The 16,230-nt window shown below is 31.8% G+C and carries 18 protein-coding genes; 6 read left to right on the top strand and 12 right to left on the bottom strand.

The genetic code is table 11. From position 1 onward, the window contains the following. Positions 1-24: 24 nt before the first annotated feature. Complete coding sequence (locus AWE51_RS16010) at positions 25-624, bottom strand: START domain-containing protein (protein WP_066315303.1); 600 nt, start codon at positions 622-624, stop codon at positions 25-27. A 277-nt stretch (positions 625-901) separates the two neighbouring features. Between AWE51_RS16010 and AWE51_RS16005 the strand changes: the two genes are divergently transcribed. Beyond that, complete coding sequence (locus tag AWE51_RS16005) at positions 902-3,403, top strand: T9SS type A sorting domain-containing protein (RefSeq protein ID WP_066315302.1); 2,502 nt, start codon at positions 902-904, stop codon at positions 3,401-3,403. A gap of 160 nt (positions 3,404-3,563) precedes the next feature. Here AWE51_RS16005 and gwsS read toward each other — a convergent pair whose 3' ends face one another. The 7 genes from gwsS to purN form a co-directional block, all read right to left on the bottom strand. Beyond that, a complete protein-coding gene (gene gwsS / locus AWE51_RS16000; protein ID WP_066315301.1) occupies positions 3,564-4,640 on the bottom strand; it encodes a grasp-with-spasm system SPASM domain peptide maturase in 1,077 nt (358 codons plus the stop codon). Continuing rightward, positions 4,621-4,836 (bottom strand): hypothetical protein, encoded by a 216-nt coding sequence (locus AWE51_RS15995; RefSeq protein ID WP_066315300.1) that lies wholly within the window; start codon positions 4,834-4,836, stop codon positions 4,621-4,623. The genes gwsS and AWE51_RS15995 overlap by 20 nt, the downstream gene beginning before the upstream one ends. After that, entirely contained in the window at positions 4,826-5,806 is a 981-nt protein-coding gene (gene gwsG / locus AWE51_RS15990) for a grasp-with-spasm system ATP-grasp peptide maturase (RefSeq protein ID WP_066315298.1), read from the bottom strand. The genes AWE51_RS15995 and gwsG overlap by 11 nt, the downstream gene beginning before the upstream one ends. Positions 5,807-5,823: 17 nt before the next feature. Beyond that, positions 5,824-6,393 (bottom strand): hypothetical protein, encoded by a 570-nt coding sequence (locus tag AWE51_RS15985; protein WP_066315297.1) that lies wholly within the window; start codon positions 6,391-6,393, stop codon positions 5,824-5,826. A gap of 81 nt (positions 6,394-6,474) precedes the next feature. Continuing rightward, positions 6,475-6,612: a hypothetical protein gene (locus AWE51_RS26560; protein WP_157766132.1), complete on the bottom strand. Its 138-nt coding sequence runs from the start codon at positions 6,610-6,612 to the stop codon at positions 6,475-6,477. Between the two features lie 456 nt (positions 6,613-7,068). Next, positions 7,069-7,704, bottom strand: coding sequence for a ribonuclease H1 domain-containing protein (locus AWE51_RS15980; RefSeq protein WP_066315296.1), 636 nt, complete (start codon positions 7,702-7,704; stop codon positions 7,069-7,071). A 16-nt stretch (positions 7,705-7,720) separates the two neighbouring features. After that, entirely contained in the window at positions 7,721-8,314 is a 594-nt protein-coding gene (gene purN, locus AWE51_RS15975) for a phosphoribosylglycinamide formyltransferase (protein WP_066315295.1), read from the bottom strand. 183 nt (positions 8,315-8,497) lie between these two features. On the opposite strand from purN, the gene AWE51_RS15970 reads away from it, so the two are divergent. The 5 genes from AWE51_RS15970 (at position 8,498) to pyk (ending at position 12,964) form a co-directional block, all read left to right on the top strand. Continuing rightward, entirely contained in the window at positions 8,498-8,731 is a 234-nt protein-coding gene (locus AWE51_RS15970) for an acyl carrier protein (protein ID WP_024768509.1), read from the top strand. An 18-nt stretch (positions 8,732-8,749) separates the two neighbouring features. Then, positions 8,750-10,003, top strand: coding sequence for a beta-ketoacyl-ACP synthase II (gene fabF / locus AWE51_RS15965; protein WP_066315293.1), 1,254 nt, complete (start codon positions 8,750-8,752; stop codon positions 10,001-10,003). Between the two features lie 2 nt (positions 10,004-10,005). After that, positions 10,006-10,740 carry a ribonuclease III gene (gene rnc, locus AWE51_RS15960; protein ID WP_066315291.1) on the top strand — a complete coding sequence of 245 codons (735 nt, stop codon included), beginning with the start codon at positions 10,006-10,008 and terminating at the stop codon, positions 10,738-10,740. A 305-nt stretch (positions 10,741-11,045) separates the two neighbouring features. Continuing rightward, the gene (locus AWE51_RS15955; protein WP_066315289.1) at positions 11,046-11,537 is read left to right on the top strand and encodes an IPExxxVDY family protein; all 492 of its coding nucleotides are present in this window, start codon (positions 11,046-11,048) and stop codon (positions 11,535-11,537) included. Further along, positions 11,537-12,964, top strand: coding sequence for a pyruvate kinase (gene pyk / locus AWE51_RS15950; RefSeq protein ID WP_066315287.1), 1,428 nt, complete (start codon positions 11,537-11,539; stop codon positions 12,962-12,964). The genes AWE51_RS15955 and pyk overlap by 1 nt, the downstream gene beginning before the upstream one ends. A gap of 58 nt (positions 12,965-13,022) precedes the next feature. Here the strand turns inward: pyk and AWE51_RS15945 are convergent, their stop codons facing one another. The 4 genes from AWE51_RS15945 to AWE51_RS15930 all read right to left on the bottom strand — a co-directional run bounded on the left by AWE51_RS15945 (position 13,023) and on the right by AWE51_RS15930 (position 16,091). Continuing rightward, positions 13,023-13,436, bottom strand: a complete 414-nt coding sequence (locus AWE51_RS15945; protein ID WP_066315285.1) for a response regulator — start codon at positions 13,434-13,436, stop codon at positions 13,023-13,025. A gap of 29 nt (positions 13,437-13,465) precedes the next feature. Continuing rightward, entirely contained in the window at positions 13,466-14,917 is a 1,452-nt protein-coding gene (locus tag AWE51_RS15940; RefSeq protein WP_066316320.1) for a sensor histidine kinase, read from the bottom strand. Between the two features lie 44 nt (positions 14,918-14,961). Beyond that, on the bottom strand, positions 14,962-15,357 hold the full coding sequence (locus AWE51_RS15935) for a DUF2721 domain-containing protein (protein WP_066315284.1): 396 nt from the start codon (positions 15,355-15,357) through the stop codon (positions 14,962-14,964). Between the two features lie 164 nt (positions 15,358-15,521). After that, the gene (locus tag AWE51_RS15930) at positions 15,522-16,091 is read right to left on the bottom strand and encodes a collagen-like triple helix repeat-containing protein (protein ID WP_066315282.1); all 570 of its coding nucleotides are present in this window, start codon (positions 16,089-16,091) and stop codon (positions 15,522-15,524) included. Between the last annotated feature and the right edge of the window lie 139 nt (positions 16,092-16,230).

Below are 16,230 nucleotides of genomic sequence, written 5' to 3'. Positions count from 1 at the left end.
AAGTAAAGTCTTATAAAATCAATATTAAGAATTTGCTTTTTCTAGTTTGTTTCTAAGTTCTAAAAATGTTTTAAAAGGCCCCGTAACCAATAATGAATTTGTGATAAATGGAGGTAATGATCCTTCTGGATTTATATAAAGTTGCTGAGTAACTGCTACTGTTCCATTTTTTTCTTCTAGCAACCAAAACCCAGACATTTCCTGTATACGAAGTGTGTTTTTTAATCTAGGGACTTCTTCTGGAACAGCATCTATATTTAATTTGATTACTGTTTTAGAAATTCTTTCTATACGTATTCTTGAAACAACATCTCGATCTTTTACTGGCCACGAAAATTCATTTTTTGCATAAAATATATAATCCCCCTGCTTATTTATTTTTACCAGATGACTAATCCCTTCCTTACAATTTTCCATATACTCAGGGGCTTCTAATAACTCCCTCAGCACTTGATCTAATGATGTATTGATCGAGGTTATCGCTTTATATTCTTTATAAGGACTATTTCCCGTTTTTCTAACTTGTATTTGAATACCTTTATTGGACTTTGCTATTTTCCATTCATTTTGACTATTTACAACAAATGGAAGTAGTATAAACAGTAGGCAGTATATTTTTTTCATGATTTCTGGCTTTTAGATCATCGCATTACATCTATATCTCAGCCATTTAGTAGAAAAAAACTGTTGATTATTACTTTATTGGTCTGTTAAAGTGCGTTAAGATGTGTTAAATCGACTGTATTTACATATAAAACATAATCCAGTTTTATTTAGATTTAATTTTGTCTATGAGAATATACCCACTGTACAGTTCAAGTCTAGTTTATGAATTTTGTCTGAGAATAAAATTTAAGTCCATTTACAACTTTAAACACGTAAACACTTAAAACCTAAAATTATGTACAAATTTAAAATCTATTTTTTTAAGAAAAAGAATGTTCTCTACTCTGCATTCTTATTTTTAACACTATCCTTATTGAGCTTTACAAATTCTCATGCAAAAACCATTTTATTTGATTCAGAATATGGAAATAATGGGGATATTTTGCTTAAAATACAACAAGCCGTTAACGAGGCATCAGATGGAGATGTTATCGTATTTAATAGTGACTCTTATGACCTGAATGACTTAAATGGTTTAAAAATTATTACAATATCAAAATCAATTACTTTTCAAGGTAAAACCCCTATAGGCTTTGATGAACAACAGATTGGCGCCTCTGGCATTCAAACCACATTAAATAATGTACCTACCATTGCTATACGATCAGATGATGTGAAGTTTATAAACATTTCTCTTGTTCGAAAAAACCAAGGCGAAAGTGTATTTGATATTCTTATTGATGCTAGACACTCAACTTATCTCGAGTCTAACCCTATATCAGTTAACCAACTAAACTACAAAGGCTTAGAGTTTAACAATGTCATATTAGATGGAGCCGCTTATACTTTCCATTCTGGAAATGGTGTTGGAATTGAAATGAATAATTTATCCCTAATCAATTATAGAAGAACAGGATATTGGGCAAATAGATTTGGACGATCAAATTCAACTCCTAGAGCTTTATTTAAACATTGCTTAATCAATCCCGATAGCAATATTATAGGCTTTGATGACAGAGCGGTGTCTTTTGACGCAGGAAACTCAGAATATCCAGTAATCTGGGACATGAACAATACGACTTTCGATACATGCATAATTAATGACTCTGGTATTGCTATATCGAGATGTGAAAATTTGACTATTGATAACTCTATATTTAATGATCGAGTTGGAGCTGTAGACTTAGTGCATATTGAAGAGTTTTCCAATAACATAACTGTCAAAAATAACACCTTTAATTGTCAAGTGCCTAATATAAATTTGCGCACAAGAATATGCCAACTAGATAGAGATCTACAACCTGTTGAAGACATCGAATTCACTAATAATAAAATTATTGGTTCTTACAATTTCTTTATATCTGCCTATGCTAGTAGCAATATTACAATTGTAGGAAATGATTTTACTGATGCTGACGCTATTGGTAATAATTCTATTGATTTTGCTTTTTATGAGTCCAGAGATCGAGAACCTATTCCTGCAGAAATACTCTCTAACGATATTAACGTTACCAATAACCCTGGTTTAGGCCTAGTAAAAAACAAAAGTATAAGGGTGCAATTACCCATAAATAATGCTCAATTTTCAATTAATGGGTACAATTCTTTACAACAAGATATTAAAAGACTTAGCCCCGCTCCTCCAGTTATTGCTAATGGCATATATGAAATCGTGAATAAAGCGAATGGAGAAAAATTAATTTCTAGTGATGATGGTAGTGGAATTCTAACCAGCAATGACTCTAATGAAAACACACAATGGAAAATCACTTTTAGTCCTCCATATTCATATTTCATTCAGAACGTAGGAAATAACAGATACATGGAAACTCATGTTGGATATACTGAATTTGATGTTATCACTAATCAACCTCAAAACGTACTCCCATTTTTAATAAATTACAGTTCGGGATCCACTTTACCTTTTTGGAGTATTGTAAAAGCTGGTGAAGATTTCGAAATCTTCCCAGGCGGTAACGAACGACAAGGTGTCTTTTCTATAGATGGATCTTCTACTAAATTGATATTTGCAATAGCAATAGATAGTAACGGAGTACGATCTAATCTTACATTAGGTGATGAAGTAAAATGGGAATTCCAGCCTGTTTCAACTACTACTGAAGCACCAATTGGCAGTATCATTACTTTAAAAAAATCAGGAGGTGACAAAAGATTCATTTCATCTGTAGTAGAATTAAATCAAGACTTATATGCTAATCAAAGTGAAATTTTTGGTGACCGTCAAAAATTTAAAATCGAAGAACATCCAAGTGGAACGGGAATAGCATTAAGATCATTAGCTTCAAATAAGTTTGTTCGTATAATCGGTAATGACTCTAACGCTATTGTAGATGCCCTAGGTGGAAATGGAAGTTGGACCAAATTTGAATGGAAACCTCTAGGAAACAATAAGGTAGGCCTCAAAAGCTTAAGCACTAACAAATGGTTACAAGCTCCTCATAATGTAGATCTAACTCCTCTAAATGCAAGAGGTGAAGCAGCTGGCCTTTGGGAAACTTTTAATTGGGAAATCGTATCTAACAACAAATCTGTAAATTTCCGAAAAGAAAAAAATATAACCGTACACCCCAACATTATCAATACAGGGGATGCTATCACTATAACTTCTGACACTAAAAACAACAATACTATAGAAGTCTTTAACTTAGATGGTAAATTAATAAAAAAAGAAGTATCAAACTCGATTATCACAGTAATGAGTATTGATAATATAACTTCTGGAGTATACCTAATAGTAATAAATGGCAATAAAGCCCATAAGTTAATTGTAAAGTAATCTAATAAACTTATTTATATTCGAGGGGCTTGTTTAAAAAATTAAACAAGCCCCTCGTTCTTTATACATTAGACTTTCTGGGATCAAATCACTACTTACTTCCTTCCAAAATCTGCTGGAATTTCTCCCCAGGCTTTGGTTTTCTATTTTATCATTACCTCTAACTTTTCACAAATTCATGGAAACTATAATATTTTATTGCTTCTTGTTTTAAAGGGTTTTTACTCCAATCTTGCCATTGATTTGTATGTGGATCATATCCACATTTCAAAGGTTTAGAAAATTTATTTTCAGGATATTCTACATATGCCCGACAATCAGTACATACTCTCCTATACTCACAATCTTTACAGGTATCTATTAAATCTTTATGAATCCCCCAAGGCTTTTGAAATTGCTTTGATTGAACCACTTCCTCAATATCGTCGGTTTTAATATTTCCATAACTTTGAGACATTGAAGGACAATTTTTAATATTACCCTCATTATCTATTCCTAGTTTTTTATTCAAACAAGAGTTAAATTTCAAGGACTCTGTGAATACAGGAATTTTAATCGAAAATAATTTAGGGTCAATAATGCCACAATGACTTTGATTATTTATGCTTTTGGAAATAAATTTGATTTTAGGATTTTCAGACTTACTTGAAATATCTTTTTCTTTTACTGAATGTAGAACAAAAAGAACTATTCTAGGATATTTGACAGAAAGACTTTCTATATCTTTAATATTAAAACTAGAAGTATATGGTATAAAGACGGTGATACTTCTGATAACCGAATCAGAACAGTTTTTGGCAAAAAAATCAAGCTTATCTAAATTTATTGTTTTATAAAATCGCAGCTCAACAAATTTGCAAAGTAGACTAGTAAGTGCAGTAGTTATTTTTTTTAGATCTCTTTGATCTAATTGATCCATTTCTATAATCGAATTATTAATATGTTCGGGAGATTTCCACTGCATATTTAATTCTGGAAATCTTTCTGATTCATCTGTCCAAAACCCTAATTCATTTTCTTGTAAAAAATCAATGTACTCAAGAACAGTTTCTTGGTCTTCTGAAGAAAAAGAGTCAATACCTTCTAGAGTATCTTCGTTTTTCGTTTTTTCAAGAAATTCTGCTAAAGATAATGGTACAGAATACACTTTACCTCGATGAAGATCACAAATTGTTGCTAATGATGCACCTTTAACAAGCTTACAATTCGCAAATAATCTAAAAGTTTTTTTGTTCATCGAATGTTAGTATTTTAGAAATTGGTTTTTGTGACAATTTACATTCTACAAACTCTGAATGATAAATTGGCATTTGATCAGAAAAATTAATTTCTTTATTGTCAGAAATCTGTAAGTCTTGTATTTGATGATTTCTAAAGAAAAAGGGGAGTTTATCTAAAAAATCTTTGAAAAATACTTCTTTTTTATTGGTCATGTTGTATTAATGTTTTTGCTATTTCGTCTTCTAAATAATAGTTGCACGGCTTAGATACAAAACCAAATTGACCTGTAGGGTTCACCTCTAAGAAAACATATCTTTTGTCTGGTGTCTTTATTAAATCAATAGAACCTGTATTAAGATTCAATTCTTTCATCAAATTTCTTAATTTAGTTTCTATTTCCTTAGGTAGTAAATAAGGTACATTTCTATTAGGCTTTTCAGTATTATAGTTTCTAAAATCAGTTTTAGTTTGTGGATCCAATTGTGAAAATATTGCCATAGTATAAAATTTCCCTTCTAAATAAAAAGATCTTAATTCTATATCTTTTTCTACATATCTCTGAAAAAAAGATGGGAAAAACTTTTCGGGTAATGATTTAATAGATTCTTCTGTTATTTTATCTGTTTTGAAAAATATAGCAGATGACTCATCTCTAAAATAGACCGTTTCATACAATGGTTTTGTAATAACATCTCCGTGCTTTTTATAAAACTCCAAAAGCTTTTTTCGAGAATTTGATATCATAGAAATAGGTATTTGAAGCCCTATTTTTTCTGCAAGCCTCAGTATACTAAACTTATCAACTTTGGTCGATTTTGGATTTGGCAATTGATACGAATCCTCAAAACTTTTAAATATCTGGGAATTTGTTTTTGCCGTCTCTTGCCCCAATCGCCATCTAAGCTCGGCAATATTATCATTTGTGCTATCCAAACTATTAATAGTCTCTTTAAAATGAGAACGATATCTCATAAATCCTCTAAACCAAATACTTTGATATTCTTGAGAAAAGAAGCTAGATTCGTTCTTTGAATTCGATAGTTCTATACTCCAGTCATTACCATTCTCATAATAGTCATGCCCAGAAAGAAAATCAAATTTAGCGTTATGATAGGACAGCCAATCAATTACATCTTCATGGCTTTCATTATTCTCGTCATGACTTTTACAGATAAGTATCATAATACTTGGATTATTTTTTAGTTAAGTTTTAATTTTTCAAGTAATTGCTTAATGTTTTCTTCATCATTTATGGCTTGTGGATAACTTGTACCGTACTTATTAATATGTAATCTATTTAATAGAAAAGAAAACGATTCGTTGGTTAAATAACCTTTTGTATAGCCCTCATACATATATGGGAATAATTCTAACTGCTTTTTATATGTTTGGTGCAAACAAATAGTTTTTACTGCATAGCTTGCTTTTGAGCTAAAATCTTTGGTGTTAGGATGCCCATATACTTCTAAATATTTTTTTGATTTTAAAAAATTAATAGAATCTGTTTTTATCATTTTTCTAATATAATCTTGATATTCTTCAGATTTTTGATCATAATTATTTCTTTTAAGGATTTCTAATTCAACTCCGCTATTTCTAGCAGCTTGGTCTGAATCAAATAAACCCTCAAGAAACTGTTCTTTTGTTTTTTGTGTTGTAAGAGATAATATTTGATTATTAATACTTATTTGATTTTTCTTAATCTCTTGCTCCTTGCATGATAACATACATGAAATAAATAGAAACAACAGTAATCTATATAATATCATATTTCTAATTTTTTAAATCATTCCGTTAGAAAATGACCAAAGAGATAATTCTAATTTCTTTGGTCATTATTTTTAGACTACTTAGCAGCAACCCTCATCATTCCAATCTCCAAGTTCATAAAAAACTTCATGATCAGCATAAGGTCTGGTTGTTATAGTTCCATCACAACTGTGCCCTCCTTTAACTGTTAATGAATTTTTGTCTTCAATAACATTCAAATTTAAATCTTTTAATTTTTTCATAATTGAAAATTTAATATTAATACATGACACCTACTCTATTAAGGCTTTTCGGTTTCCGCCTATTTGTTACGCAACAAATTTTAGTGCCAACAAGAAATCTACTCAGAATCTTCTTGTTTTGAATTACAATATTATGAGTAGCCAGTTTCATTTTTCGGAACTGGTGGATTTTTTTATAGAAATTTAAAATAGGGTAGGTTTTCTAAGTTTTTTATTAAAAACTATCGGGAATTTTGGAGATTCCTAAGAACAAACTTTCAGGTACAAAAGCTTCTAAGATAAAAATAATTAAGATTTACGGGATCAATAAAACATATAGAAAACCTTTATCAAGAAAATAAAGAAAAAACAGATAAAATTATTGAATTATATGAATCTCGACTAAGAGATAAAGATCAATTAATTGAATAAATAAATTAGGTTCTCAAAGCCTTATTTCCTTCCAAAATCTGCTGGAATTTCTCCCCAGGCTTTGGTTTCCCATTTCACAATTTTTGTAGTATAGGTGTTTTCTTTTAACCATACAATGGCTCGATCCACAAGTTCAAACATTGCTGCATTCTTGGTATTACGTGATAATTTTGTTCGACACGTCTTTTGTTTTACCCATCCAATAGCAATTTTAGAATCCGAATAAATAATACGGTCACTATTTTTCTTTTTCAAATACGCCAATCCGTGTACCAAGGCTAAAAATTCACCAATATTATTCGTTCCTTGAGGAAAAGGACCTTGATGAAACAATTGTTTCTCGGTTTGCGTATCTACACCACGATATTCCATTTTACCTGGATTACCGCTAGAAGCCGCATCTACCGCAATAGAATATAGATTAGGCTCACCAATTTTTGATAATTGCGCAGCAGTAAGTGTTTTTTTAGGCTTACTCTTCCCTTTATAGTCATCATAACTTCCATTAAAAGCTTTTTTTGCCATTGCAAAGGAGTCAAAAGATTTATACTTAGCACTTGTATATCCTTTTACAGCAGCTTTACAATCATTCCACTTTGTATAAATCCCTGGTTTGTGTCCTTCCCAAACCACATAAAATTTTTCCTTTTTTGCCATTTCTTACTGTGATAATTTATTTAGTGTTTTTATCACTTTTTTCGTTCCCAAACAGAAGTTCTTCTATAACGACAGGAAAATGTTTATATTCTAAATCATGAATAGCTTTGGCTACATCTTCGGCACAAAAATCTGACTTAATTGCTGTTTTAGCCTGAAAAATAACTGCTCCTTCATCATAATTCTCGTTTACATAATGAATCGTAATACCACTTTCTTTTTCTTTATTTCTGATAACAGCTTCATGAACATGGTGCCCATACATACCTTTTCCTCCGTATTTTGGTAATAATGCCGGATGAATATTTATAACCTTATTTGGGAATGCTTCAATAATTTTTTTCGGAAAAATCCATAAGAATCCTGCAAGTACTATCATGTCAGGGTTGACATCTTTTAGGATATTAAAAACCTCATTTGTGTCATAAAATGACTCTTTGTCAAAATGTAACGCCTGTACATCAAGGTCATGTGCTCGTTTTAATACTTTGGCACGCAGGTTGTTAGAAAACACATGTGTCACCTCTGCAATTTTACGTTTATGAAAATATTTAATTATATTTTCGGCATTGGTTCCAGAGCCAGAAGCAAAGATTATAATACGTTTCATAGTATGGTATTGTTGTTAATTAGAGCGCACAAAAAAAATAATTATTATTCAATTTTAGGCAGCAAAAAGCTAATACTTCCCTATATTTGATAAAAACACAAATACATTTTTGCGGGATTATGGGGTTTTAAAATAAAGTTTTTTATTTTTGCCTCCTAAATTAAAAATTAAAATTAAAAAATTATGTCAGACATTGCATCAAGAGTAAAAGCGATAATCGTTGACAAATTAGGTGTAGACGAAAACGAGGTTGTAAATGAAGCAAGCTTCACAAACGATCTAGGAGCAGATTCTCTAGACACCGTAGAATTGATTATGGAATTCGAAAAGGAATTCGATATTCAGATTCCAGATGATCAAGCTGAAAATATTGCAACAGTTGGTCAAGCAATATCTTATATTGAAGACGCAAAGTAACAAACTTCACAACAGAGTATGAGCCTTAAGCGAGTTGTAGTCACAGGACTGGGTGCGTTAACACCCATTGGTAACAATATTAATGAGTATTGGGATGGGTTGGTAAACGGAAAGAGCGGTTGCGCTCCCATCACTCATTTTGATGCCGAAAAATTCAAGACTAAATTTGCTTGCGAAGTCAAGAATTACAATCCCACGGATTATTTTGATAGAAAAGAAGCACGCAAACTAGATAAATTTGCGCAGTATGCTATTGTATCTTCTGAAGAAGCTATAAAAGATGCTGCCATAGACCTTGAGAAGGTCGACAAATTTAGAGTTGGCGTAATTTGGGGTGCCGGTATCGGAGGAATAGAAACATTTCAACAAGAAGTAGTTAATTACGCAGAAGGTGATGGAACCCCTCGTTTTAACCCCTTCTTTATTCCAAAGATGATAGCAGATATTGCTCCGGGACACATCTCTATTAGAAATGGTTTTATGGGACCAAACTATACCACAGTTTCTGCATGCGCCTCTTCGGCTAATGCAATGATAGATGCCTTAAACTATATTCGTTTAGGACATTGTGATATCATCATTACAGGAGGAAGCGAAGCGGCAGTTACCGCTGCTGGTATGGGAGGATTTAATGCAATGCATGCGCTATCAACAAGAAATGAAAGCCCAGAAACTGCTTCAAGGCCATTTGATGCTACCAGAGATGGGTTTGTATTAGGCGAAGGCGGTGGAGCTCTTATTCTTGAAGAGTATGAACATGCAAAAGCACGTGGCGCTAAAATCTATGCCGAAGTTGTTGGAGGTGGTATGTCTAGTGATGCTTATCATATGACAGCTCCACATCCTGACGGAATAGGTGTAGAACGCGTAATGCTTAATTGTTTACGAGATGCAGGTGTAGCACCAGAAGAAGTAGAAGCTATTAATACACACGGTACCTCCACACCATTAGGAGATGTTGCAGAATTAAAAGCAATTACTAAAGTTTTTGGAGATCATACACCAAACATCAATATAAATTCAACTAAATCTATGACTGGACACTTACTTGGTGCTGCAGGAGCTATTGAGGCTATCGCTTCGATATTAGCAATGCAAAAAGGTATAGTGCCTCCTACTATCAATCACACTACTGTGGATGAAAATATAGATTCTAAATTGAATTTAACATTAAACAAAGCACAAAAACGTGACATTACTTTCTCAATGAGTAATACGTTTGGTTTTGGTGGTCATAACGCTTGTGTGTTATTTAAAAAATTGAACGAATAATTATGAATGTTATTCGCAACATATTAAATTCCCGCTCTGAAAAGAACGGGAATTTTTTTTCAAAAATTCAAAAAATACTGGGTTTCAAGCCTAAAAACATTAGACCTTACGAAAAAGCATTTACGCATCGATCATTAAATCTAAAAGACAGTAAAGGAAATGCTGTAAATTATGAACGATTAGAGTTTCTAGGAGATGCAATGTTAAGTAGTGTTATCGCTTCACATTTATTTAAAGAGGTTCCAGAAGGTAATGAAGGCTATCTCACTAAAATGAGAGCTAAGGTCGTAAGTAGAAAACACCTCAACGAACTAGGCAAAGACCTTAAGTTAATCGATCTAGTAAGGACCAATATTCCAAAATCTCAATTTGGAGTGAATATCCATGGAAACCTTTTTGAAGCCTTAATAGGAGCTATATATCTAGACAGAGGTTTCATGTATTGCGAACGATTTATTCAAGAAGCTGTAATTAACCCCTATGTTGATATTGAGAGTCTAGAAGGTCAGGTTATTAGTTACAAAAGCTTATTAATAGAATGGTGTCAAAAAGAAAAAAAGCCATTTAATTATGAGATCTATGAGGATACAGGAAAAGATGAGATGAAACATTTTGCTGTAAAACTATGGATAGATGATAAGGTGGTAGCAAAGGCGCGTGCTACTTCAAAGAAAAAAGCCGAAGAAAAAGCCTCAAAAAGAGGATATTTTGCATTCCAAACTAAGATAAACACCTAAGCTCTAAACTTATATAGTTATTTATTCTGCAGTTTTAAAAATACACCTTATTTATATAGATCATTTATATCCCTTTATAGAAGTGCAAATTTTATAATATCTTAAACAACAAATTTACTATTGTACAAACAACCTTAACACCTGTAAAAATCAAAAAAGCACTTTATTAACAAAAAAGTAAATAAGTTCTTAAATAAAAGATACTAACTCAATCGTTTTCGTTAAATATCTTTATATACAATTAAACTGGTTGGGGTATTTTATTTGTATATTTCGCGTTAATTCTGAAACAAAATTATTTCAAAGTGGCTATCCAAAAACTAGTTTTAGACACCCTTGAAGATGATACTTATGAATTAATTGCTATTCATTGTTCATTAGCTCCATATAGGTTGGCTTTTTTATTGAACAAATATTTGAATTTAAAACTTTTCAGAAAAAAGGAAGATATCAATTTTAAGTATGATGATCTTTTAGCAAGTTTTCCTTTATATCAGTATGATGATCATTTTCAATATAGTTCATATACTCTTATAGGAAATAAGTTTAGCGCGCAAGTACAACAAGAAGAACCTATAGCTAAAGGATTATTTGATACACCAACTAATACTTATGTTATAAAATATTTAATTCCTGAATTAAAGAATGTAGATTATTTCTTAAAAATAGATACCGAAACCTCTACATTTTCTAGTTCAGCATTATTAACCGACATACTTACCATTTCGCAGGTTATGACTGCATATACAGTGGAATACCCAACACTTAAATCAAAGAACAATTTAATATTTGAATAATGCCAAAAAGTAAAAAAACCAAAATCGTTGCTACGCTAGGCCCCGCAACGAGCACCAAAGAGATCTTAAAAAAAATGCTGGAGGCTGGAGTAAATGTTTTTAGAATAAATTTCTCTCATGCTGATTATGATGGCGTAAAAGAGCGTATTAAAATGATACGCGAACTTAATAAGCAATACGGTTTTAATGCTGCAATACTTGGAGACTTACAAGGTCCTAAATTAAGAGTCGGCGTTATGAAAGGTGATATCATTGTTCATGATGGAGATCATATCAATTTTGTTACCGGTAAACCATTTGAAGGTAGTTCATCACAAGTATATATGAATTATCAAGATTTTCCTAAAGATGTAAAAGCTGGTGAACGTATATTGTTAGACGACGGAAAACTAATTTTTGAAGTCGTTTCTTCTAACAAAAAAGATACTGTTAAAGCTAAAGTAATACAAGGAGGTCCTCTAAAATCTAAGAAAGGTGTTAATCTTCCGAATACTAAAATTTCTTTACCCGCTCTTACAGAAAAAGATGTAAAAGACGCTGTTTTTGCTTGTGAGCAAGGTGTGGATTGGATTGCACTATCTTTTGTGCGTCATGCTCAAGATTTAATGGAGCTTCAAGATTTAATCAAGAAAAATAGTAATCACAAAATTCCTATTATTGCCAAAATCGAAAAACCAGAAGGGGTAGATAATATTGATAAAATTGTTGCATACTGTGATGGTTTAATGGTAGCTAGAGGGGATCTTGGAGTAGAAATCCCAGCAGAAGAAGTTCCTTTAATTCAGAAAAAACTAGTTCTTAAAGCGAAGACTGCAAGGATACCTGTTATTATTGCTACTCAAATGATGGAGACTATGATTGACAGTCTTACTCCGACTCGAGCAGAAGTAAATGACGTTGCAAACTCGGTAATGGATGGTGCAGATGCTGTAATGCTTTCTGGAGAAACTTCTGTAGGAAAGTATCCGGTTCAAGTTATAGAAACTATGACCAAGATTATAAGTAGTGTAGAAGGCTCTGAATTAATCTCTGTCCCACAAAGTCCACCACATATTAGAACAAACAGATTTATTACCAAATCTATTTGTTACCACGCTGCGCATATGGCTAATGATATTGAGGCAAAAGCAATTTGCACGCTAACGAATAGTGGCTATACTGCGTTTCAAATATCTGCATGGAGACCTGATGCACATATCTTAGTATTTACTAGTAATCAAAGAATACTATCACAACTTAGTCTTTTATGGGGTGTTAAGGCTTTGTTTTATGACAAATTTGTTAGTACTGATGAAACAGTCGAAGATATCAACAAAATTGCAAAAGACCGTGGTTTTGTTGAGCAAGGAGACATGTTGATCAACCTTGCTGCAATGCCAATTACAGCAAAAGGAATGGTTAACACACTAAGGGTTTCCCAGATTTAATATACATACTTTAAAAAACTAAAAACAGGGTTTCTTTTTAAAAAGAAACCCTGTTTTTTTATAATGTTTGTTTCAAAAAGATAGCTTCTAAATCTTCAATAGTAACCGGTTTTATAAGATAGTCTTTAACCGTATTAATACTTTTAGCTTTTTCTATATCAACAGGATTAATTGAAGAGCTAACAATGTAAAGTGTAATTGTTTTTTCTAGCTTATTTTTAATCTTAGTAAAATTATCTAAAAACTCCCATCCATCCATTATCGGCATATTTAAATCTAGAAAGATTATTTCTGGAATCATTTTCTTGTCCAAATTATTCAAAAGCACCTCAAAATAGTTAAGAGCATCTTTCCCATTTTTAAACACCATTAGGTTTTCACAAAGATTTTTTGCTTCTACAATCCTTTTTACAAGATTTACATACATGCTATCGTCGTCGATAATACAAGCTAATCCTATTTTTTCACTCATAGTTAAAAGAAAATATCGTGATTGGTTTTCTAAAATTCAATAATAAAGGTAGTTCCTGTGTCTACCTCGCTTTCTACAGTTATTTTTCCATTTAATGATTCAACTTGATTTTTGGTTAAAAACAAGCCTATACCAACTGCATCCTTATTGTAATGAAAGGTTTTGTACATCCCAAAAATCTTGTCTTTGAATAATTTCATGTCTATACCTCTTCCATTATCTGTAACTTTTAAATACTTATTTCCATTCTTGATATAGCTTTTGATATCTATAATAGGGTCTCTATCCGAATGTTTATATTTTATTGCATTAGTAATTAAGTTTAATAAAATACTTTCTAAATAAGCAGGGATATAATCGATCTCATTTAAATCTTTAAAATGAGATTTTATTTTTGTCTTGCTTATAGCGATCATCTGCCCTATACCATTAGTCACTAAGTTTAAAGAATCCTGAAACTTAACCGGTTTCTTTTCTTGATCTTTATTAGTATGAATTGCTACAATCTCATTTAGATGTTCAATCGTAGTATTTAGGCTAAAGGAAATTTGTTTAATCTCTTTTATCAGGTTAATTTTTTCTAGAGGATCATCAATATCTTCAATTAATTGAACTAATAGAGATAAGTTACTAGTATGTGATCTAAGATTATGAGATACAATATGTGCAAAATTAAATAGTCTAGAATTTTGAGAGGCAATAATATCAATTGATTTCTCTAATCGTAATTCTTTTCTTTTAATCTCATCTATATCTTGAAAAACCCCTCTAATCCCGATTATTTCTTTTGCTTCATTATACACCGGTTTTCCTATAGCTCGAACCCAAAATATTCGCTTATTAGCAGTCACCATTTTAATCTCTGTATTAAAAGGTGTTCCTGCCATTGCACAATTAAAGAAACAATCGGCAGCCTGTTGTTGTGAGTCTTCTGCATAGTAGCTTGCAGAATCTTTTAACGACGGAATATAATCATCTGCATACTCTAAAATTCGTTTTGTCTCAAAATCCCAATAACTTTTTCTTTTTTCGAAATCTACATACCAACTACCTGTTTCTGTCATCTGGGCAGTTTCTTTGTAATAGAAGTTATCTTTAGAAATATTTTGTTCTGGTTCTAACTTTATCTCAAAGAAAAATATAAGGTTGATATTTGCTTTAATATCTACCGGCAACTCATCATTGGTAGCGCATCTAAATAATTTATAGTTGCCTTCTTTAGTCAGAATTTTAATATGCTGCTTAAAATTAATGCTATTACGCCTATAATTGAGGAAGTTATCTCTAAACACATCTACATCCTCTTTGTGAAGCAGATGATCTAAAAAATAATCTATAGTAGACTCGACATCATTAACCGTATATCCTGTGTTTTCGTAAAACTTTTCTGACCAAATTTCCTTATTTGGATCTAAATGTAACTCCCAATATCCAGTATTGAAGTCTTGTATTACATTATTAAAAAGTTCATTCTTTAGCACTAAAAACTTATTTGACAAATTACAATCAACAAGATAAGAATTTCTTATCTATTTTCTTCGATTCTGTCTAGCCTTATAGCCAACGCTTTAGTAGAAATTTGCACTTCGATAAATGACAAAAAAAGCGAAAGCATGAGTGAAAATAAACTCACTCCAAAAACCACATTAGCCCAATTTATATAGTCGATATATAATAAAAACATCGTGATTACACTTGTTAAAAAACTTACAATAGCAATTGCTTGCATATTCCTGATAAGCCATAATCGCTTTCTTAAGTTCTTAATTTGTAGCACAGTATTTTCTGAAGGCATATCTAAATATTCATTGTACAATTGCCTAATTAAGGACGCAATAGCTAAATATCTTGCATTATATGCCAACATCGTTAATGATATTGCGGGAAATAATAAAGCAGGAATGCTCATGGTAAGTGTCATAATTCTCTATTTAATCTTAAAATAATGAAGATAAGATATTATTATTATCTATCTCATGTATAAATGTATTGCATAAGGTGATTGGTTGAATAGGATTATCAAAAAAGCCCTTCAATCCAAAAAAACAATGGACCTGAAGGGCTTTAAAAATGAGTGGAATACTTCTACTCTGGGATTTTGAATAATGCTATAATTTCTTCATAACTCATAGTTGCATAGTCTACAGATGTTTTTGCTATACCTCCTGGAATAATTACATATCTATAATTCTGAAAAAAAGTAAATAAATTAGTACCTCCATCGGTTGTGTTTACTCTTATTTGTAATCCGGTTCCTCCTGTTGTATCAAACAACCCATATGTATAATACTCGTTTTGAGAAGAAAAGAGATATGGTAATTGATATATCCCTTCATTTGGGCTAGCAGTAGTCCTTTGCCCGTATACCAGAACCACATCGGTCTCAGGATTAAGCTCTGAAGCATTAAATACTTCTAACCCCATAAGATTAGTTGTTTGAGCCCCATCGACCAAATAGTCTACAGGAATCCAACTAGAATACATAACATTTGCAGTTCCTGGAGCGCCGTCTGCTCCATCTTGTCCATCAGCACCAGGAGCTCCCTGTTCTCCTTGTGGTCCGATCGCACCATCTTCTCCATCAGAACATGAAAAGATTAAACTTGATACCATTACAATCATCATGATTTTCATCAAACTTTTTATTGCTTTCATTTTTTAATTTTTAAAAGTTAATGATACAAACCTAACTAGAGTAGTAACTTGAAATATCCGAGAATTTTGAATTTCAAAGAATTAGGACATATTTAAGGCAAAATCTTTAGTCCTATTTTGGTTTTTGACTATCCAGAAG

This window comes from Aquimarina aggregata (genome assembly GCF_001632745.1).
Taxonomy (GTDB): domain Bacteria; phylum Bacteroidota; class Bacteroidia; order Flavobacteriales; family Flavobacteriaceae; genus Aquimarina; species Aquimarina aggregata.
Note: the sequence above shows the minus strand (reverse complement) of the source record. Positions and strands in the feature narration are given on the sequence as shown.